We start from the raw sequence: 19,600 nt of genomic DNA on the forward strand, positions 1-19,600 counted from the left end.
GTTAATCCTCGAACCCGACCTGTTCATGGATTTCATCGACCTTGAGTTCCAGTCGGTAAGCCACGGCGATGAACAACGCCTGGCACAGGCACAACGTGGCACTCAACGAACGGAAGGCGAACGAACTGCCTTCGTTGACCAGCAACACCGCGTTGGCCCGTTTGGCCAGGGGCGACAGGTTGCTGTCGGTGATGATCAGGGTCTTGGCCTGGTGATGCTGGGCAATGCGCAGGCAGTGCTGGGTTTCCTTGCCATAGGGCGTGAAGCTGATGGCGATGACCAGGTCGTTGGCGCGCACGCTGCGCATCTGCTCACGGTAACTGCCGCCCAGGCCGGACACCAGGTGAATGCGCTTATTGGTGTGTTGCAGGTTGTAGACCAGATAATCGGCCACCGCGAACGAACGGCGCACGCCCACCACATAGATGTTGTCGGCGTTGACCACCAGGTCCACGGCCTTTTCGAACGCCTGGTCGTCCAGCTCCAACCCCAGGCGCTCGATGCCCGAGAGGGTCGCGTTGACGCATTCGCGGGCCAGGTCGCCGCCGCTGGCCTTCTGCGACTTGTTGGCGATCATGCTGCGGATGCGCTGCTGGTAGTTCTGCACCGGGGTGGTCTTGTGGGTGTAGGCCTCGCGGAACAACGCCTGCATTTCGCTGAACCCGCTGAAGCCGAAACGCTGGGAAAACCTGACGATGGCCGAGGGGTGCACTTCGCATTCCCGGGCGATGTCGCTGATGCGGTCGACCATGATCCGGTCGCTCTGCTGGCTCATGTAGCTGGCGATGCGTTTGAGCTGGCGCGGCAGGCTTTCGTATTCATCGGTGATCAGTTGCAGCAGGCGCTCGGCATTGATCGGTGGGCTCGGGAGGGCGGGTTCGGACGCGCTCTCGGACGGCGCCGGCAGATCATCGGGGCGGGTCATAGAAAATCCTTCTGGCTTGTTCTTATAGGGCGGCCCGAAAAAAAGGCCGGCCCTCGACAATAGGTTGGCTGGTCGCAGTCTACAGCGTAGGCGCAGGGAAAATCATGGGCTGACAAATGTTGCAGCATCTGCTGAAACGATGCACTGCACCTGGCTCGCTTTGGTCATAGCGTATTGGAAAAAATATTCCACGTAAAAAATTTATAGAATAATTATTGATTATTGCGCGCCGCTCGTTTTAGTCTGCATTCACCAACAGCGCTGGCGTCGGTTTTGGCGTCAAGCGCAGGCTGATAAAAATAACAGGAGCCAGCATGGGCCAGACTCGTTTTGCCAGTGGGCGTCAATTGGATGTGATCTGCCTGGGACGCCTGGGCGTCGACCTTTACGCGCAGCAAGTCGGCGCGCGCCTGGAAGATGTCGCAAGCTTCGCCAAGTACCTGGGCGGTTCGTCGGCCAACATCGCTTTCGGCACGGCACGCCTGGGGCTCCGGTCGGCGATGCTGAGCCGGGTAGGGGACGACCACATGGGCCGCTTCCTGGTGGAGTCCCTGGCACGTGAAGGCTGCGATGTCAGTGGCATCAAGGTCGATCCCGAACGCCTGACGGCCATGGTCCTGCTGGGTATCAAGGACCGGGAGACCTTTCCCCTGGTGTTCTACCGGGAAAATTGTGCCGACATGGCGTTGCGCGCCGAAGACATCGACGAAGCCTTCATTGCCTCCAGCAAGGCGCTGCTGATCACCGGCACGCATTTCTCTACCGATGGCGTCTACAAGGCCAGTACCCAGGCGCTGGATTACGCTGAGAAGCACAATGTCAAATGCGTGTTGGACATCGATTATCGGCCGGTGCTCTGGGGCCTGGCGGGCAAGGCCGATGGGGAAACCCGTTTTGTGGCCGACCAGAAGGTCAGCCAGCATGTGCAAGGCATCCTGCCGCGTTTCGACCTCATCGTTGGCACTGAAGAAGAATTCCTGATCGCCGGCGGCAGCGAAGACCTGCTGACCGCACTGCGCACCGTGCGCTCGCTGACGGCGGCGACCCTGGTGGTCAAGCTTGGCCCACAAGGTTGCACGGTGATTCATGGCGCCATTCCGGCCCACCTTGAAGACGGCGCCCTTTACCCTGGTGTCCGGGTCGAGGTCTTGAATGTACTGGGCGCCGGTGATGCATTCATGTCGGGGTTCCTCGCCGGTTGGCTGGAGGACGCCAGCGATGAGCGCTGCTGTCAGTTGGCCAATGCCTGCGGTGGCCTGGTGGTGTCGCGCCATGCCTGTGCCCCGGCGATGCCGACCCGGGCCGAGCTCGACTATTTATTCAAGAGCCCGGTGCCGATTACCCGCCCGGACCAGGATGCCGTGCTGCAACGACTGCATCAGGTCAGCGTGCCCCGCAAGACCTGGAGACAACTGTTCATCTTTGCGTTCGACCATCGCTGGCAACTGGTGGAGCTGGCCCAGAAGGGCGGCCGCGACCTGAGCTGCATTGGTGACCTCAAGCAACTGTTCATCCAGGCGGTGGAGCGGGTCGAAGCCGACCTGCAACGCCAAGGCGTCGAGGCCGACGTCGGTCTGCTGGCCGACCAACGTTTCGGCCAGGACTCGCTGAACGCTGCCACCGGACGTGGCTGGTGGGTGGCGCGACCGGTGGAGGTACAGAATTCGCGACCGCTGGCGTTCGAACACGGGCGCTCCATTGGCAGCAACCTGATCGCCTGGCCGCAGGAACAGATCATCAAGTGCCTGGTGCAATTTCACCCTGATGACGAGCCACTGTTGCGCCTGGAGCAGGAAGCGCAACTGATGGGGCTGTACAAGGCTTCCCAGGTCAGCGGCCATGAATTGCTGCTGGAAGTCATTCCGCCCAAGGATCATCCATCGCCGCACCCGGACGTGCTCTATCGTGCCCTCAAGCGCCTCTACAACCTGGGTATTTTCCCGGCGTGGTGGAAGATCGAGACCCAGAGCGCGGAGGAATGGAAACAGCTCGATGAGCTGATCCAGCAACGCGACCCGTATTGCCGCGGCGTGGTCCTGCTGGGCCTCAACGCCCCGGCCGCCGCCCTGGCCGAAGGCTTCCGACAAGCCAGCCAGAGCACCACCTGCCGTGGGTTCGCCGTGGGCCGCACGATCTTCCAGGAACCGAGCCGGGCCTGGCTGGCCGGGGAAATCGATGATGAAACGCTGATCCGGCAGGTGCAGGGCAGGTTTGTGGAATTGATCGAGGCGTGGCGCAGTGCCCGTGCTTGATGGGGGGGGTAATGTGGGAGCGAGCTTGCTCGCGATGGCGTCCGGTCAGCCAGCATCAATATTGACTGGTACACCGTTATCGCGAGCAAGCTCGCTCCCACAAGTGTTCAGCGTCGTTCTTACTGATTTGTGAAAAACAATAAAAGGTGCAGCCATGCCCGCTATTCGAATTGGCATCAACCCGATTTCCTGGAGCAACGACGACTTGCCATCGTTGGGCGGCGAGACGCCGTTGAGCACGGCGCTGAGTGAAGGCAAGGAAATCGGTTACGAAGGTTTTGAACTCAACGGCAAGTTCCCCAAGGACGCCAAGGGTGTCGGCGATGTGCTGCGCCCTTATGACCTGGCGTTGGTCTCCGGCTGGTATTCCAGTCGCCTGGCCCGGCGTTCGGCGGCCGAGGAAATCGACGCCATTGCCAGCCACGTCGAACTGCTGGCACAGAACGGCGCGACAGTGCTGGTGTACGGGGAAGTCGCCGACTCCATCCAGGGCCAGCGGATTGCGCTGATCGAGCGGCCGCGTTTCCATACGGATGAAGCCTGGCAAGCCTACGCCGACAAACTCACGGAACTGGCGCGCTTCACCTTGTCCCGAGGCGTGCGCCTGGCCTATCACCACCACATGGGCGCCTATGTCGAGTCGCCCTCGGACATCGACAAGTTGATGGCCCTGACCGGTAACGAAGTGGGCCTGCTGTTCGACTCGGGCCACTGCTACATGGGCGGTGGCGAACCGTTGCAGGTGCTGCGCAAACACATCGAGCGGGTCTGCCATGTGCACTTCAAGGACGTGCGCAAACCGGTGGTGCAACTGGCGCGCAATAACCTCTGGAGCTTCCCCGATTGCATCATCAACGGCACCTTCACCGTGCCGGGGGACGGTGACATCGACTTCGCCGCGTTGCTCGACGTGTTGCTGGCCGCCGATTACCAAGGCTGGCTGGTGGTGGAAGCCGAGCAGGACCCTGCCGTAGCACCGAGTTATGCCTACGCCAAGAAGGGCTACGACACGCTGCGTGCCTTGCTGCAAGAAAGGAGTCCGTCATGAGCCTGTTGATCAAGAGCCATTCCAGCGGTCGAACCATGGTCCAGTTGCCGGCAGGTGAGCTGGAATACGTCGGGTTCGCCGCCTACCGCCTGAGCCTGGGCGAAACCCTGCCGGTGGCCGCCGGCGACAAGGAATTGTGCCTGGTGCTGCTCAGTGGGCGCATCAGCCTCAAGGGCGAAGCGCCGGGGCAGGGGGCCTTCGATTGGGACAACCTCGGTGATCGCCAGTCGGTGTTCGAGGACAAGTCACCCTATGCCGCTTACCTGCCGTCTGGCAGCCAGGCCCAGGTCACCGCGTTGAGCGATGTACAGATTGCCGTGTGCGCCGCGCCGGGGGCTGCGCAGAACAGTCATGGCCCACGGTTGATCCGCCCGGACAGCATGAAGCGCAGTGTGCGCGGCAAGGGCGCCAACACCCGTTATGTCTGCGACATCCTGCCCGACAGCGAGCCGGCCCATTCGCTGTTGGTGGTGGAAGTGCGTACTCCGTCGGGGCACTCCTCGAGCTACCCGCCGCACAAGCACGACACCGACGACCTGCCGCACCAGAGCTTCCTGGAAGAAACCTATTACCACCAGGTCAACCCGTCCCAAGGCTTCGTGTTCCAGCGGGTCTACACCGACGACCGCAGCATCGACCAGGCCATGGCCGTGGAGAACAGCGACCTGGTGGTGGTGCCCAAGGGGTACCACCCGGTCAGCGTGCCCTACGGGTACGAGTCGTATTACCTGAACGTCATGGCCGGCCCGAAGCGGGTCTGGCAGTTCCATAACGATCCGCAGCACAGCTGGCTGCTGGACCTCTGATTTCCAACATTCGCACGGAGAACAAGAACAATGAGTGACGCCCCGGTAGTAGGCCATTACCTCAACGGCCACGTGCAGGACCACGACAGCACGCGGTTCAGCAATGTCTTCAACCCGGCCACCGGTGCGGTGCAGGCCCGGGTGGCCCTGGCCGAGCCGGGCACTGTCGACGCGGCAGTGGCCTCGGCGCTGGCGGCGTTCCCGGCCTGGTCCGAGCAGTCGTCATTGCGTCGTTCGCGGGTGATGTTCAAGTTCAAGGAGCTGCTGGACCGGCACCACGACGAGCTGGCGCAGATCATCAGTCGTGAACACGGCAAGGTGCTGTCCGACGCCCACGGCGAAGTCACCCGCGGCATCGAGATCGTCGAGTACGCCTGCGGTGCGCCGAACCTGCTCAAGACCGATTTCAGCGACAACATCGGCGGCGGCATCGACAATTGGAACCTGCGCCAACCCCTGGGCGTTTGCGCCGGGGTCACGCCGTTCAACTTCCCGGTGATGGTGCCGTTGTGGATGATTCCCCTGGCGCTGGTCGCCGGCAACTGCTTCATCCTCAAGCCTTCGGAGCGCGACCCGTCCGCCAGTTTGCTGATGGCCCGTCTACTGACCGAAGCCGGCCTGCCGGACGGTGTGTTCAACGTGGTCCAGGGCGACAAGGTGGCGGTGGATGCGCTGTTGCAGCACCCGGACATCGAAGCGATTTCCTTTGTCGGCTCCACGCCGATTGCCGAGTACATCCACCAGCAGGGTACGGCGCACGGCAAACGTGTGCAGGCCCTGGGCGGGGCCAAGAACCATATGATCGTCATGCCTGACGCCGACCTCGACCAGGCGGCGGATGCCTTGATCGGCGCCGCCTACGGCTCGGCGGGTGAGCGCTGCATGGCGATTTCCATCGCCGTGGCGGTGGGTGATGTGGGCGATGAATTGATTGCCAAGCTGTTGCCGCGCATAGACCAGCTGAAGATCGGCAACGGCCAGCAACCCGGCACCGACATGGGGCCGCTGGTCACCGCCGAGCACAAGGCAAAAGTGGAAGGTTTCATCGACGCTGGGGTGGCCGAGGGCGCTCGCTTGATCGTCGATGGGCGTGGTTTCAAGGTGCCTGGCGCCGAGCAGGGCTTCTTTGTCGGGGCGACGCTGTTCGACCAGGTCACCGCCGAGATGAGCATCTACCAGCAGGAAATCTTCGGCCCGGTGCTGGGGATCGTCCGTGTACCGGACTTCGCCACGGCGGTGGCGCTGATCAATGCCCATGAATTCGGCAACGGCGTGTCGTGCTTCACCCGTGACGGCGGCATTGCCCGGGCGTTCGCCCGCAGTATCAAGGTCGGCATGGTCGGCATCAACGTGCCGATTCCGGTGCCCATGGCCTGGCACTCCTTTGGTGGTTGGAAGCGTTCGCTGTTCGGCGATCACCATGCCTACGGTGAAGAAGGCCTGCGTTTCTACAGCCGCTACAAAAGCGTGATGCAACGCTGGCCCGACAGCATTGCCAAGGGTCCTGAGTTCAGCATGCCGACTGCTCAATAACGCTTTTTTGAATGACTGCCGGAGGGAGAACAACAATGAACAAGCCCCTGCGTTTTGCCTTGAACCGAATGGTTGCGCCACGCCTGTCACTGCCCGCTTTCATCGACTTGGCACTGGCATTGAAAACCGATGCCATCGAGATCCGCAACGATCTGAAGGGCGTCGAGATCGAAGACGGCATGCCGCCGGCCCGGGTGCGCGAGTTGTGCGAGGAGCGTGGCATCAAGGTGCTGTCGATCAACGCCCTTTACCCCTTTGACGTGTGGAACGAAGAACGCCGCGCCCAGGCCGTGCGGCTGGCCGACTACGCCCGCGAATGCGGCGCCGAGGGGCTGGTGATGTGCCCGCTCAACGACCGCGCCGACCCGCGCAGCGAGGCCGAGCGTGCGGCGGGGCTGCGTACGGCCCTCAGTGAACTGGCGCCGATCCTGCGCGCCTTTGGCATCTACGGTTTCATCGAGCCCCTGGGTTTCGAAGAGTGCTCGCTGCGCCGCAAACGCACGGCGGTGGAAGCGATCAAGAGCATTGGCGGGCTGGATGTGTTCCGCCTGGTGCATGACACCTTTCACCATCATTTGGCCGGTGAACAGGAGTTCTTCCCCGAGCTGACCGGGCTGGTGCACATCTCCGGCGTCGAGGATGCCCAGGCGCCGCTGGCGACGATCCGTGACGGCCACCGAGTGCTGGTGGGCGCGGCCGACATCCTTGGCAATGCCGTGCAGATCGAGGCGCTGCGGGCCGGTGGCTACGAGGGCTACCTGTCCTTCGAGCCGTTCGCCGAGAGCGTCCATGACCTGGCCGACATCCGCCAGGCGTTGGGGGCGAGCATGAACCACCTGCAGAGCTCCCAGGCCTGACCCGATTCCCTGAACGCTGGAGAACCCCCTGTGGGAGCGAGCTTGCTCGCGATGACGGCGGCACACTCAACATCTGAGCTGCCTGACACACCGCTATCGCGAGCAAGCTCGCTCCCACACTTGACCGAGTTGCGTTTGAAAAGGTGCAAGCATGACCACAACACGACTGACCATGGCCCAGGCCCTGGTGAAATTCCTCGATAACCAGTACATCGAGGTCGATGGCGTTCAGAGCAAGTTTGTCGCCGGGGTCTTTACCATTTTTGGCCACGGCAACGTGCTGGGCCTGGGCCAGGCGCTGGAGCAGGACAGCGGCGACCTGGTAGTCCATCAGGGCCGTAACGAGCAAGGCATGGCCCATGCCGCCATCGGTTTTGCCAAGCAGCATCTGCGGCGCAAGATCTACGCCTGCAGCTCGTCGGTGGGCCCCGGTGCGGCGAACATGCTGACCGCCGCGGCCACCGCGACGGCCAACCGTATCCCATTGCTGCTATTGCCCGGCGACGTCTACGCCAGTCGCCAGCCAGACCCGGTGCTGCAGCAGATCGAGCAGTTCCATGACCTGAGCATCAGCACCAACGATGCCTTCAAGGCCGTGAGCAAATACTGGGATCGCATCAACCGCCCCGAGCAACTGATGACTGCTGCGATCCATGCGATGCGCGTGCTGACCGACCCGGCCGAAACCGGCGCGGTGACCTTGGCCTTGCCCCAGGACGTACAGGCCGAAGCCTACGATTACCCGGATTACTTCCTGCAAAAACGTGTCCATCGCATTGACCGTCGCCCGGCCACTGAAGCGATGCTCGGCGATGCCCTGGCGCTGCTCAAGGGCAAGCGCCAGCCGTTGATCATCTGTGGCGGCGGCGTGCGCTACGCCGGTGCCAACGCCGCGTTGCAGGCCTTTGCCGAGCGCTTCGACATTCCGTTCGCCGAGACTCAGGCCGGCAAGAGCGCGGTGGTGTCCAGTCACCCACTGAACGTCGGCGGTGTCGGCGAAACCGGTTGCCTGGCGGCAAACCTGCTGGCCAAGAAAGCCGACCTGATCATCGGTATCGGCACCCGCTACAGCGATTTCACCACGGCATCGAAATGGCTGTTCCAGCACCCGGATGTGCAGTTCCTCAACCTCAACATCAGCCCGTGCGATGCGTTGAAGCTCGACGGCGTGCAATTGCTGGCGGACGCCCGTTCGGGACTGGAGGCATTGTCCGCTGCGATGGGCGACTATCGCGCCGAATGGGGCGGGCAGATCGCCGATGCCAAGGTCCAGCTGGACGCGGAAGTGGACCGGATCTATCAGGCGGATTTCCAGGTCGAGGATTTTGTCCCGGAAATCAACGATCACATGGACCCGGCGGTGTTTCGCGAATTCATCGAACTCACCGGTTCCTGCCTGACCCAGAGCCGCGTTCTCGGCACCCTCAACCAGACCCTGGCGGATGACGCGATCATTGTCGCCGCCGCTGGCAGCCTGCCCGGCGACTTGCAGCGCAGCTGGCGCAGCAAGGGCGTGAACACCTATCACGTCGAGTACGGTTATTCGTGCATGGGCTACGAGGTGAATGCGGCGCTGGGGGTGAAGCTCGCCGAGCCCGACAAAGAGGTCTACGCCCTGGTGGGCGACGGCTCTTACATGATGCTGCACTCGGAGCTGGCGACCTCGATCCAGGAGCGCCGCAAGGTCAATGTGGTGCTGCTGGACAACATGACCTTCGGTTGCATCAACAACCTGCAAATGGAACACGGCATGGACAGCTTCGGCACCGAGTTCCGCTTTCGCAACCCCGAGACGGGCAAGCTCGACGGCGGTTTTGTGCCGGTGGACTTCGCCATGAGTGCCGCGGCCTATGGCTGCAAGACCTACAAGGTCAAGACCCTCGATGAGCTGCACACGGCCCTGGCCGATGCGCGGCGCCAGAGCGTCTCGACGCTGATCGATATCAAGGTTTTGCCCAAGACCATGATCCACAAATACCTGTCGTGGTGGCGGGTCGGCGTGGCGCAGGTGTCCACCAGCGCCCGCACCGATGCGGTCGCCAAGACCCTCAACGAACGACTGGCCAAGGCCCGTCAATACTGATTGCCCCAACACTACGAAAGGAGTTTTTCATGTCTTTGAAGCTGGGCGTCATCGGCACCGGGGCCATCGGCCAGGACCATATCCGTCGTTGCAGCCAGACCTTGCTCAACAGCCAGGTGGTGGCGGTGACCGACATCAACCTGCAACAAGCGGCCAAGATCGTTGCCGATCTCAAGCTGACCGCCGAGGTCTACCCCGACGGTCATGCATTGATCAAGGCGCCGGACGTGGAGGCGATCCTCGTCACCTCCTGGGGCCCCAGCCACGAAGAGTTCGTGCTGGCGGCGATTGCGGCGGGCAAACCGGTGTTCTGTGAAAAGCCCCTGGCCGTCACGGCCGAAGGCTGCCGCAAGATCGTCGAGGCTGAAATCGCCCACGGCAAGCGCCTGGTGCAGGTCGGTTTCATGCGCCCTTACGATGAAGGTTATCGCGCGCTGAAGGCGGTGATCGACAGCGGCCAGATCGGCGAGCCGCTGATGCTGCATTGCGCCCACCGCAACCCGAGCGTGGGCGAAAACTACAAGACCGACATGGCGATCACCGACACCTTGATCCATGAGCTGGATGTGTTGCGCTGGCTGCTGGCCGATGACTACGTGTCGGTGCAGGTGGTGTTTCCGCGCAAGACCAGCAAGGCCCTGGCCCATTTGCGCGACCCGCAGATCGTCCTGCTGGAAACCGCCCGGGGCACGCGCATCGACGTCGAAGTGTTCGTCAACTGCCAGTACGGCTACGACATCCAGTGCGAAGTGGTGGGGGAGACCGGCATCGCCAAGCTCCCTGAACCGTCCCAGGTGCAATTGCGCAGTGGCGCGAAATTGTCGAATGCGATCCTGATGGACTGGAAGGACCGTTTCATCGCGGCCTACGACGTCGAATTGCAGGCCTTCATCGACGGCGTGCGCGCCGGGCAGGTGGGCGGGCCGTCGGCCTGGGATGGTTTTGCCGCAGCGGTGGCGGCGGATGCCTGTGTCCAAGCGCAGCAGAGTGGGCAGATCGTCAAGGTCGAACTGCCCGAGCGCCCGCGTTTCTACGGCTAACACCGTCCAAAAATGTGGGAGCGAGCTTGCTCGCGATAGCGGTGGGTCAGTCGACATTACTGCTGGAGGATCCGCCGCCTTCGCGAGCAAGCCCGCTCCCACAGTCGACCGCGTTTCCCCTGAAGGTACTCGGTCAAATTGTGGGAGCCGAGCTTGCTCGCGATGGCGGTGGATCAGCTTGCATTGATGCTGAATGTGCCGCCGTCTTCGCGAGCAGGCTCAGCTCCCACAGGGACTGCATTCAAACCGTGATCTAAGGAGTTTTCATGCGAATCGGACTAGTGGGCTACGGCAAGGGCGGGCGGTTTTTTCATGCGCCGCTGATCAGCAGTCTGCCCGGGGCTACGTTCGTCGGCGTGGTGACCCGGTCTGCCGAGCGGCGCCAGCAGCTGGCGAGTGATTATCCGCACGTCCAAGCCTTTGACTCCCTCGAAGAATTGGTCGCAGCGGGCGTTGATGCGGTGGTGGTGTCCACGCCGCTGGACGGTCGCCCGGAGGTGGTGATGCAAGCCATCGACCTCGGCGTGGCGGTGGTCAGCGACAAGCCTTTTGCCTGGGATGCAGCACAGGCCGAGGCGATGGTGATGGCCGCCGAACAACACAACGTGCCGTTGAGCGTGTACCAGAACCGCCGTTGGGATTCGGATTTCCTGACCTTGCGCAAACTGCTGGCGTCAGGCGCCCTGGGGCAGGTCATTCGTTTTGAATCCAGCGTCGAGCGCTATTCGCCGGCCTCGGTCGGCAAAGGCAGCGGAGGCGGGTTCCTGCGCGATTTGGGCAGCCACCTGGTGGACCAGGCGCTGCAACTGTTCGGGCCGGTGGAGCGGGTCTACGCCGAGCTGGACTACCGCCAGCCCGGCCAGGTGTTCGACAACGGCTTCTTCATGTCCTTGACCCATGCCAGCGGCGTGATTTCCCACTTGAGCGGCAATTGCGTGCAAAACGCAGCGCGCCCGCGCTTTCGGGTCAACGGCACCCAGGGCTGCTATACCGTTGAAGGCCTGGACGGCCAGGAAGCCCAGGCGCTGGCGGGCCTGAGCCCGGCGACCGAGGGTGAACGCTGGGGCGCTGAAGAGCATCGGCGCTGGGGCTGGTTCGAACACGGCACCGAGCGCGAGCGGGTGACCTCGGAGCGTGGCTGCTGGCTGGCGTTCTACCAACACCTGCAAACCGCGTTGCAGGGCGCTGGCCCGCTGCCGGTGGAGGCCCGTGATGCATTGGCGACCACGCGCATTCTTGATGCCGCCAGGCAGAGTGCCGAGCAGGGCGAAATGGTGCGTTTATCGACGCCTGTCGGCCATGGAATAAAAAACGAATAAAATTCTAAAATGAGTTGATATGGAAAATATTTTCCAATAAAGTCAATTCCAGGTTACCGACAATCCTGTCTGTCTCCCGCCAAGCCAGCCTTGAACGGATGCCAGACGAAACAAAAACAAGAAACACAGCTAGGTACCGTCGATGAAAACCTTCAGCCGCTCTGCGTTTCACCTGCCACATCTGCTGCGCCTGTCCGCAGTTCTCCCCCTGTTCGAATCCCTGTGTATCCAGCGTAACGGCGCCATGGTGTGTTGCATGCCCGGCGCGCCCATCGTGCGTTTGCCCCGTTCCTGATCCGTCACGCCTTATCCATAAAACCAACAAAAAAGTGGAGAAAGACCGTTCATGAAGACCAAGACCCGTATCGCCTCGCTGGCCCTGTCGTTGATGCTCACCAGCGGCGCTGCCCTGGCGGACCTGAAGATCGGCGTCAGCATGTCCCAGTTCGATGACACCTGGTTGACTTACCTGCGCGAATCCATGGACAAGAAAGCCAAGTCCCTGCCGGACGGCGTCACCCTGCAGTTCGAAGACGCGCGCAGTGACGTGGTCAAGCAACTGAGCCAGGTGGAAAGCTTCATCAGCCAGAAAGTCGACGCGCTCATCGTCAACCCGGTGGACACCGCCGCGACCCAGCGCATCACCAAGGCCGCCGTGGCCGCCGGTATCCCACTGGTTTATGTCAACCGCCGTCCGGATGATCCGAAGTTGCCAGAAGGCGTGGTCACCGTGGCCTCCGATGACCTGGAAGCCGGCCGCATGCAGATGCAATACCTGGCCGACAAGATGGGCGGCAAAGGCGACATCGTGATCCTGCTGGGCGACCTCGCCAACAACTCCACCACCAACCGCACCAAGGGCGTCAAGGAAGTGCTGGCCAAGTACCCGGGCATCAAGATCGAGCAGGAGCAGACTGGCACCTGGTCCCGGGACAAGGGCATGACCCTGGTCAACGACTGGCTGACCCAGGGCCGCGATTTCAATGCCGTGGTGTCCAACAACGACGAGATGGCCATCGGTGCCGCCATGGCCCTCAAGCAAGCGGGCACCAAGAAGGGCAGCGTATTGATTGCCGGGGTCGATGGCACACCGGACGGCTTGAACGCGATCAAGAAAGGCGAGATGGCCGTCTCGGTGTTCCAGGACGCCAAGGGCCAGGCCGACGGCTCGATCGACACCGCGGTGAAAATGGTCAAGAAACAACCGGTCGAGCAGTCCGTCTGGGTGCCGTATCGCCTGATCACGCCGGAAAACGTCGATCAGTTCAAGTGACGTTTGACGCACCGGTCCCACCACAACAATAAACAGGCAAGGTTGCAACGCCGACCTTGCCGAGGGAGTACCTGATCATGTTCGCTTCAGCGACTGCTTCGAGCGCCCCGGCGATGACTTTCCGGCCGGACGCAATACCTGATGAACCGTATCTGCTGGAAGTCGTCAATGTCAGCAAAGGCTTTCCCGGCGTGGTGGCCCTGTCCGATGTACAACTGCGGGTACGCCCCGGTTCCGTGCTGGCCCTGATGGGCGAGAATGGCGCGGGCAAATCCACCTTGATGAAAATCATCGCCGGTATCTACCAGCCGGACGCCGGCGAACTGCGCCTGCGCGGCAAGCCGGTGACGTTCGACACGCCGCTGGCGGCCTTGCAGGCCGGCATCGCGATGATCCATCAGGAACTGAACCTGATGCCCCACATGAGCATCGCCGAAAACATCTGGATCGGTCGCGAGCAGCTCAACGGCCTGCACATGGTCGACCATGGCGAGATGCATCGCTGCACCGCCCGCCTGTTGGAGCGCCTGCGCATCAAGCTCGACCCCGAGGAGCAGGTCGGCAACCTGAGCATCGCCGAGCGGCAGATGGTGGAGATTGCCAAGGCCGTGTCCTACGACTCCGACATCCTGATCATGGACGAGCCGACCTCGGCCATTACCGAGACCGAAGTCGCCCACCTGTTCTCGATCATTGCCGACCTCAAGTCCCAGGGTAAGGGCATCATCTACATCACCCACAAAATGAACGAGGTGTTTGCCATCGCCGATGAAGTGGCGGTGTTTCGCGACGGTGCCTACATCGGCCTGCAACGGGCCGACAGCATGGACGGTGACAGCCTGATTTCGATGATGGTCGGGCGCGAACTGAGCCAGTTGTTCCCGGTACGGGAGCAACCCATCGGCGATTTGGTGCTGTCGGTGCGCGACCTGAGCCTGGACGGCATCTTCAAAGGCGTGTCCTTCGACCTGCATGCCGGGGAGATCCTGGGCATCGCCGGGTTGATGGGCTCGGGCCGGACCAACGTGGCCGAGGCGATTTTCGGCGTGACCCCGAGTACCGGCGGCGAAATCCTGCTGGACGGCCAACCGGTGCGCATCAGCGACCCGCACATGGCCATCGAGAAAGGCTTCGCGCTGTTGACCGAGGACCGCAAGCTCAGTGGCCTGTTCCCGTGCCTGTCGGTGCTGGAAAACATGGAGATGGCCGTGCTGCCCCATTACGTGGGCAACGGCTTCATCCAGCAGAAAGCCCTGCGCGCCTTGTGTGAGGACATGTGCAAGAAGCTGCGGGTCAAGACCCCGTCGCTGGAACAGTGCATCGATACCTTGTCTGGCGGCAACCAGCAGAAAGCGTTGCTGGCCCGCTGGCTGATGACCAACCCGCGCATCCTGATCCTCGACGAGCCGACCCGTGGCATCGATGTCGGTGCCAAGGCCGAGATCTACCGGCTGATTTCCTACCTCGCCAGCGAAGGCATGGCGGTGATCATGATTTCCTCGGAGCTGCCGGAAGTACTGGGCATGAGCGACCGGGTCATGGTGATGCACGAAGGCGACCTGATGGGCACCCTCGACCGCAGCGAAGCGACCCAGGAACGAGTCATGCAATTGGCTTCAGGCCTGTCCTGATGCCCGTCAGTCCAGATAAAAAAGGTGAATGGTTATGAACGCGATACTGGAAAACAAACCCGCGGCCGCACCGGCCAGGGCGCGCCGGCGACTGCCGACGGAACTGAGTATCTTCCTGGTGCTGATCGGCATCGGCCTGGTGTTCGAAATGTTCGGCTGGATCATGCGCGACCAGAGTTTCCTGATGAACTCCCAGCGCCTGGTGCTGATGATCCTGCAAGTGTCGATCATCGGCCTGCTGGCCATCGGCGTGACCCAGGTGATCATCACCACCGGTATCGACCTGTCGTCCGGCTCGGTGCTGGCGCTGTCGGCGATGATTGCCGCCAGTCTGGCCCAGACTTCTGACTTCGCCCGGGCGGTGTTTCCCTCCTTGACGGATTTGCCGGTGTGGATACCGGTAGTGGCGGGGCTCGGCGTAGGGCTGCTGGCCGGGGCAATCAACGGCAGCATCATCGCCGTTACCGGTATTCCGCCGTTCATTGCCACCCTCGGCATGATGGTCTCGGCCCGTGGCCTGGCGCGCTACTACACCGAAGGCCAACCGGTGAGCATGCTGTCCGATTCCTATACCGCCATCGGGCATGGGGCGATGCCGGTGATCATCTTCCTGGTGGTGGCGGTGATCTTTCACATCGCCCTGCGCTACACCAAGTATGGCAAGTACACCTACGCCATCGGCGGCAACATGCAGGCGGCACGCACATCAGGCATCAACGTCAAGCGCCACCTGGTGATCGTCTACAGCATTGCCGGGTTGCTGGCGGGGTTGGCCGGCGTGGTGGCCTCGGCGCGAGCGGCGACGGGGCAGGCGGGCATGGGCATGTCCTATGAACTGGACGCGATTGCCGCGGCCGTGATCGGCGGCACCAGCCTGGCGGGCGGGGTGGGGCGCATCACCGGCACCGTGATCGGGGCGCTGATCCTTGGGGTGATGGCCAGCGGTTTCACCTTTGTCGGTGTCGATGCCTACATCCAGGACATCATCAAAGGGCTGATCATCGTGGTGGCGGTGGTCATCGACCAGTACCGCAACAAGCGCAAGCTCAAGCGCTGAGCCCCGGGAAGTTGTGACAAAGCGCCACGCCTGACCCGCGTGGCGTTGCCATTTGTCTTCTTAATACAGCTATTGCACCGAATTTCTTGTTATAAACGCACTCCGATGACTGCCAAAAGCCTGTCAGAGAACATTTGAAGGGGTTGTCGGACATTTTCCCTATGTTTTCAGTTGCTGAGGCCTCGACTCGGCCTTAGACTGCCGCCCCTCGTAAATTGAGTGCCGGGTGGCGCTTGGAATCGGCGGCGCCTTCCTGATGAGCGTGGCAGCTGCGCTGCGGGACGCTCCATAATTCGCCTTAATGCACGTTTTTTTATAGAGATATCAATGACAAAGGAAAAGTTGCTGGCCATGCCGGCGGATGACTACATGAATGCCGAGCAGCTGGCTTTCTTCACCAAGCTGTTGCAGAACATGAAAGTCGAAACCCACGAGCGCATCGAACAGAACCGAATCGCCATTGAGAGCCTGGATACCCCGGCTGACCCGGCGGACGCTGCTTCCGTAGAAGAAGAGCGTACCTGGCTGGTCAACGCCATCGATCGCGACCAGCGGATGCTGCCACAGTTGGAGCAGGCCCTGGACCGTATCAACGACGACAGCTTCGGCTGGTGCGACGACAGCGGCGAGCCGATCGGCCTCAAGCGCCTGCTGATCAGCCCGACCACCAAGTACTGCATCGAAGCCCAGGAACGTCACGAACAGATCGACAAGCACCAGCGTCAGGCCTGATTCGGGTTTTCCAAAAAAAGATCGCGACCTTTTGACGAAGGCCGCGATCTTTTGCTTTCGCCCGTGCTCGTTCGTCTAATCCCGTTGATCTGCTGCAAGAACGCGACTAATGGACCATGGATAATGGCTCTGTAGTGGCGTTTAATGCGGTTATAACAACGAGAATGTGGGTGACGAACATGGCGACAGACGGAACGCTGACGGGTGCGGTGCCGGCCTCGGTACCTGAGACAAAAAGCACGGCGCGCTGGCTGACGCCGACCTTGCAGAGTCTCGCCCTGGCATTGCTGTTGTGCGGCATGGCCCTGGGCGGCTGGTCGCTGTACCTGGGCCTGCCGCTGGTCATGCTCATCGTCTGGTTGCCGCGCCTGCGTTCGCGCGTGGCCGCGGCGCCCGCACTCGCGACCGACACACTGGCCGAGCTGACCCGCGACCTGTCCTACACCACCAGCCATAACGCGCTGTCAGCGGCCGGTGTCGCCTATTCGGTCAAGCAACTGGCCGGCAAGGTCCAGTCCCAACTCGACGCGGCGGCGCAGATCGTCAGCAATGCCGAATCGATGATCGCCACCGAGCAAGCCACTTCGCAACTCAGCCAGCAAGCCCTGAGCGCCGCCAGCGAGGCCCATCGCAGCAGCCTGGCCGGGCGCAGCGAGCTGGTGGAGTCCATCAGCCGCATGCACCAGCTCAGCCAGCGCGCAAACGACAGCCGCGAGTTGATCGAGGCCTTGAGTGTGCGCAGCGATGAAATCCAGCGGGTCAGCCTGGTGATCCAGTCGATCGCCAGCCAGACCAACCTGCTGGCGCTGAACGCGGCCATCGAGGCGGCGCGGGCCGGAGAGCATGGCCGTGGGTTCGCGGTGGTGGCCGATGAGGTTCGTGGCCTGGCCGGGCGCACGGCTGCGGCGACCGGCGAGGTCGGGGTGATGGTGGCCGACATCCAGCAGCGCACCGCCCAGGTGGTGGAGCAGATTCGTCAACTGGCCGCTGACCTGGACATTGGCGTGCAGCAGGTCGAGCATACCGGCCAGCATCTGGAAAACATCGCCCGGCTCGCCGCCGGCGTCGAAACCCAGGTCAGCGCCATCGCCGAAGGCACCGACACCAATCGCGAACAACTCGACAGCCTGTTCCACGCCATCGAGCAGATGCGCGGCGATCTGTCCATCAGCGACCAGCAGACCCAGCGCCTGGCCGAGGCGGCCGTGCAAATGGAAGGTCAGGCCGAAACCATCAGCGAACGCCTGGCCGAGGTGGGCCTCGACGATTATCACCAACGGGTCTACGACCTGGCACGGGAAGGGGCGAGCCAGATCGCTGCGCAGTTCGAAGCCGATATCGACCAGGGCCGTGTCAGCCTGGAGGACCTGTTCGACCGCAACTACCAGCCGATACCCAATACCCAGCCAGCCAAATTCCAGACCCGTTTCGACCGTTACACCGACCAGGTACTGCCAGCGATCCAGGAGCCCTTGCTTGCCCGGCATGAGGGCCTGGTGTTTGCGATTGCCTGCACCCAGCAGGGCTACGTGCCGACCCATAACAAGGTCTTCAGCCAGCCGCTGACCGGCGATCCCCAGGTGGACACGGTGAATAACCGCACCAAGCGCAAGTTCTCCGACCGCACCGGGATCCGCTGCGGCAGCCACCAGCAACCTGTACTGCTCCAGACCTACACCCGCGATACGGGGGAGTTGATGCACGATCTCTCGGTTCCGATCATGCTCAAGGGACGTCATTGGGGTGGTTTGCGCCTGGGCTACAAACCCGAGAAGCCGCGCTAGGCTGTGGGAGCAAGCTTTGCTCCCACAGGTAAATCCCCCTCGCCACAAAAAGCGGTGGTGGCTCTTGAGGCTACTTGCCGTCGTGCAGACGCACGTTCAACTGATCCACCAGCACCGCCTCTTCGCCGTCGGCGAGCAGCCATTCCCGGAGCAGGTCTTTTTGCTGGTCCGACCAGAAATCGGCCTCCACCAGCTTGATCTCCGGGGCCAGCGGGTGGGCGATGATGAAATCGTCGATGGCCTTGTCGTCGGAGGGCAGGCCCAGTTGGTCGAACAGGGTCTTGAGTTCGTGGGAAGGTTGTTCCATGGGAGTCTCCTTTTGGCGGGGCGCCGTCGTGGCGCCTCGGTGCTTCCCTTTATCTGAGGCAAGCGGTCATCAGGAGTTCGATCGGGCTCAGGCTTTCAGGGCCCCTTCATCCACGGCGGCCTTCAACGCCTTGGCGGCTTCCCTGGCAGCCTCGGCAGCGATCTCCGCGGTCTTGAACCAGCGATCCTTCTCCACCTGGTGGCAACTGACGGTAGTCAAGGGTGGCTTGGCGCGCATAACGATGACGGCCTGGAACTCGCCTTCGACTTCTCTGGCTTCGCCCCGGATAAAAAATTCGCCGATATCAAATTCCGTCACGTCGCGCCTTCTCCTCGAAGTCATGCTATGGGTGCGCGATCCGTCGATGGGCGACGGCTTCGCTGGGCGGGCAGTATGGCAGCAGTTGCCCGTCGACGGCTGAGTTAAGTCATGGACGGGCATAGATGAGCTCAGGCGCTGCTTTCGAGACGCCTGGCCAAGTAGCAGGCTTCGTTATGATCGGTTCGGAAGCCTCTTACACGTCCGGTCGATGTTTCCTCAATGTGAAAAAAACACTTACCGGCCAAAACCACCCGATAACGCGGCTGTATCAACGAAATAGGCAGGCAATCGACCCCGTCGAAGCTGTCAGCTGTATCGACAATGCAAGGTGGAAAGGGGTGGGGCAGGGTTGTGAAAGTGGCCATGTGAATTCCTTTTCTATGGTTTACCGACGAATTGCCGAGTACTTCGAGTAGTCTCCACGCCTTCGGCTGCTCTAGAATCGGCAGTGTCGTGTGGACGGCTGCGCCTATCTAAAGCAATTTTTTTTGGGCTTGATGTCAGAAAAATGCTTTTTTAAGTGAGAAATTTCCCTAAAGTTAGTAGTCCCATCTTTTCCGATGCTCAGAGTGGCTTTTTCCTTCAGCCTCTGGCGACCCCCCGGGAAAGACGGCGAGAGCGGCAACCTTTAG

General features: G+C 61.8%; 18 protein-coding genes. 14 read left to right on the forward strand and 4 right to left on the reverse strand.

Annotated features, from left to right (window positions below; translation table 11 throughout):
* Position 1: 1 nt before the first annotated feature.
* The gene (locus F7R20_RS25985) at positions 2-925 is read right to left on the reverse strand and encodes a MurR/RpiR family transcriptional regulator (protein ID WP_003202885.1); all 924 of its coding nucleotides are present in this window, start codon (positions 923-925) and stop codon (positions 2-4) included.
* Positions 926-1,239: 314 nt separating this feature from the next.
* Here F7R20_RS25985 and F7R20_RS25990 point away from each other — a divergent pair, with 314 nt between their 5' ends.
* The 14 genes from F7R20_RS25990 to F7R20_RS26060 all read left to right on the forward strand — a co-directional run bounded on the left by F7R20_RS25990 (position 1,240) and on the right by F7R20_RS26060 (position 18,340).
* Positions 1,240-3,177 carry a bifunctional 5-dehydro-2-deoxygluconokinase/5-dehydro-2-deoxyphosphogluconate aldolase gene (locus F7R20_RS25990; RefSeq protein ID WP_003202883.1) on the forward strand — a complete coding sequence of 646 codons (1,938 nt, stop codon included), beginning with the start codon at positions 1,240-1,242 and terminating at the stop codon, positions 3,175-3,177.
* 154 nt (positions 3,178-3,331) lie between these two features.
* Positions 3,332-4,225 (forward strand): myo-inosose-2 dehydratase, encoded by an 894-nt coding sequence (gene iolE / locus F7R20_RS25995; RefSeq protein ID WP_003202881.1) that lies wholly within the window; start codon positions 3,332-3,334, stop codon positions 4,223-4,225.
* A complete protein-coding gene (iolB, locus tag F7R20_RS26000; RefSeq protein ID WP_003202878.1) occupies positions 4,222-5,031 on the forward strand; it encodes a 5-deoxy-glucuronate isomerase in 810 nt (269 codons plus the stop codon). Before iolE ends, iolB begins: the two co-directional genes overlap by 4 nt.
* Before the next feature lie 30 nt (positions 5,032-5,061).
* A complete protein-coding gene (locus F7R20_RS26005) occupies positions 5,062-6,564 on the forward strand; it encodes a CoA-acylating methylmalonate-semialdehyde dehydrogenase (protein WP_003202875.1) in 1,503 nt (500 codons plus the stop codon).
* Positions 6,565-6,599: 35 nt separating this feature from the next.
* Positions 6,600-7,421, forward strand: coding sequence for a TIM barrel protein (locus F7R20_RS26010; RefSeq protein WP_003202873.1), 822 nt, complete (start codon positions 6,600-6,602; stop codon positions 7,419-7,421).
* Positions 7,422-7,572: 151 nt separating this feature from the next.
* The gene (gene iolD / locus F7R20_RS26020) at positions 7,573-9,504 is read left to right on the forward strand and encodes a 3D-(3,5/4)-trihydroxycyclohexane-1,2-dione acylhydrolase (decyclizing) (RefSeq protein WP_003202872.1); all 1,932 of its coding nucleotides are present in this window, start codon (positions 7,573-7,575) and stop codon (positions 9,502-9,504) included.
* Between the two features lie 29 nt (positions 9,505-9,533).
* Positions 9,534-10,544: a Gfo/Idh/MocA family protein gene (locus F7R20_RS26025; RefSeq protein WP_003202870.1), complete on the forward strand. Its 1,011-nt coding sequence runs from the start codon at positions 9,534-9,536 to the stop codon at positions 10,542-10,544.
* Positions 10,545-10,810: 266 nt separating this feature from the next.
* Positions 10,811-11,863, forward strand: a complete 1,053-nt coding sequence (locus F7R20_RS26035; protein WP_003202869.1) for a Gfo/Idh/MocA family protein — start codon at positions 10,811-10,813, stop codon at positions 11,861-11,863.
* Between the two features lie 142 nt (positions 11,864-12,005).
* Positions 12,006-12,158, forward strand: coding sequence for a hypothetical protein (locus F7R20_RS31735; RefSeq protein ID WP_003202866.1), 153 nt, complete (start codon positions 12,006-12,008; stop codon positions 12,156-12,158).
* Positions 12,159-12,209: 51 nt separating this feature from the next.
* Positions 12,210-13,136: a sugar ABC transporter substrate-binding protein gene (locus F7R20_RS26040; protein WP_003202865.1), complete on the forward strand. Its 927-nt coding sequence runs from the start codon at positions 12,210-12,212 to the stop codon at positions 13,134-13,136.
* Positions 13,137-13,213: 77 nt separating this feature from the next.
* Positions 13,214-14,767 (forward strand): sugar ABC transporter ATP-binding protein, encoded by a 1,554-nt coding sequence (locus F7R20_RS26045; RefSeq protein ID WP_003202863.1) that lies wholly within the window; start codon positions 13,214-13,216, stop codon positions 14,765-14,767.
* 34 nt (positions 14,768-14,801) lie between these two features.
* Positions 14,802-15,824, forward strand: coding sequence for an ABC transporter permease (locus F7R20_RS26050; protein ID WP_003202861.1), 1,023 nt, complete (start codon positions 14,802-14,804; stop codon positions 15,822-15,824).
* Positions 15,825-16,151: 327 nt separating this feature from the next.
* Entirely contained in the window at positions 16,152-16,556 is a 405-nt protein-coding gene (locus F7R20_RS26055) for a TraR/DksA family transcriptional regulator (RefSeq protein ID WP_003202859.1), read from the forward strand.
* Between the two features lie 179 nt (positions 16,557-16,735).
* Positions 16,736-18,340 (forward strand): methyl-accepting chemotaxis protein, encoded by a 1,605-nt coding sequence (locus F7R20_RS26060; RefSeq protein WP_003202857.1) that lies wholly within the window; start codon positions 16,736-16,738, stop codon positions 18,338-18,340.
* Between the two features lie 70 nt (positions 18,341-18,410).
* Here the strand turns inward: F7R20_RS26060 and F7R20_RS26065 are convergent, their stop codons facing one another.
* The 3 genes from F7R20_RS26065 to F7R20_RS32415 form a co-directional block, all read right to left on the reverse strand.
* Positions 18,411-18,647 (reverse strand): DUF2789 family protein, encoded by a 237-nt coding sequence (locus F7R20_RS26065; RefSeq protein ID WP_003202855.1) that lies wholly within the window; start codon positions 18,645-18,647, stop codon positions 18,411-18,413.
* A gap of 87 nt (positions 18,648-18,734) precedes the next feature.
* Positions 18,735-18,965, reverse strand: coding sequence for a hypothetical protein (locus F7R20_RS26070; protein ID WP_003202853.1), 231 nt, complete (start codon positions 18,963-18,965; stop codon positions 18,735-18,737).
* A gap of 131 nt (positions 18,966-19,096) precedes the next feature.
* The gene (locus tag F7R20_RS32415; protein ID WP_087945352.1) at positions 19,097-19,333 is read right to left on the reverse strand and encodes a hypothetical protein; all 237 of its coding nucleotides are present in this window, start codon (positions 19,331-19,333) and stop codon (positions 19,097-19,099) included.
* Positions 19,334-19,600: the final 267 nt, after the last annotated feature.

Origin of the sequence: Pseudomonas brassicacearum subsp. brassicacearum (assembly GCF_008801605.1) — a bacterium.
GTDB lineage: Bacteria > Pseudomonadota > Gammaproteobacteria > Pseudomonadales > Pseudomonadaceae > Aquipseudomonas > Aquipseudomonas brassicacearum.

Coding starts and splice junctions, on each gene's coding strand:
- F7R20_RS26065 (WP_003202855.1), bottom strand. CDS start 18,647: ATGGAACAACCTTCCCACGAACTCAAGACCCTGTTCGACCAACTGGGC.
- F7R20_RS26060 (WP_003202857.1), top strand. CDS start 16,736: ATGGCGACAGACGGAACGCTGACGGGTGCGGTGCCGGCCTCGGTACCT.
- F7R20_RS26035 (WP_003202869.1), top strand. CDS start 10,811: ATGCGAATCGGACTAGTGGGCTACGGCAAGGGCGGGCGGTTTTTTCAT.
- iolD (WP_003202872.1), top strand. CDS start 7,573: ATGACCACAACACGACTGACCATGGCCCAGGCCCTGGTGAAATTCCTC.
- F7R20_RS32415 (WP_087945352.1), bottom strand. CDS start 19,333: ATGGCCACTTTCACAACCCTGCCCCACCCCTTTCCACCTTGCATTGTC.
- F7R20_RS26040 (WP_003202865.1), top strand. CDS start 12,210: ATGAAGACCAAGACCCGTATCGCCTCGCTGGCCCTGTCGTTGATGCTC.
- iolE (WP_003202881.1), top strand. CDS start 3,332: ATGCCCGCTATTCGAATTGGCATCAACCCGATTTCCTGGAGCAACGAC.
- F7R20_RS25985 (WP_003202885.1), bottom strand. CDS start 925: ATGACCCGCCCCGATGATCTGCCGGCGCCGTCCGAGAGCGCGTCCGAA.
- F7R20_RS26005 (WP_003202875.1), top strand. CDS start 5,062: ATGAGTGACGCCCCGGTAGTAGGCCATTACCTCAACGGCCACGTGCAG.
- F7R20_RS26010 (WP_003202873.1), top strand. CDS start 6,600: ATGAACAAGCCCCTGCGTTTTGCCTTGAACCGAATGGTTGCGCCACGC.
- F7R20_RS26050 (WP_003202861.1), top strand. CDS start 14,802: ATGAACGCGATACTGGAAAACAAACCCGCGGCCGCACCGGCCAGGGCG.
- F7R20_RS31735 (WP_003202866.1), top strand. CDS start 12,006: ATGAAAACCTTCAGCCGCTCTGCGTTTCACCTGCCACATCTGCTGCGC.
- iolB (WP_003202878.1), top strand. CDS start 4,222: ATGAGCCTGTTGATCAAGAGCCATTCCAGCGGTCGAACCATGGTCCAG.
- F7R20_RS25990 (WP_003202883.1), top strand. CDS start 1,240: ATGGGCCAGACTCGTTTTGCCAGTGGGCGTCAATTGGATGTGATCTGC.
- F7R20_RS26025 (WP_003202870.1), top strand. CDS start 9,534: ATGTCTTTGAAGCTGGGCGTCATCGGCACCGGGGCCATCGGCCAGGAC.
- F7R20_RS26045 (WP_003202863.1), top strand. CDS start 13,214: ATGTTCGCTTCAGCGACTGCTTCGAGCGCCCCGGCGATGACTTTCCGG.
- F7R20_RS26055 (WP_003202859.1), top strand. CDS start 16,152: ATGACAAAGGAAAAGTTGCTGGCCATGCCGGCGGATGACTACATGAAT.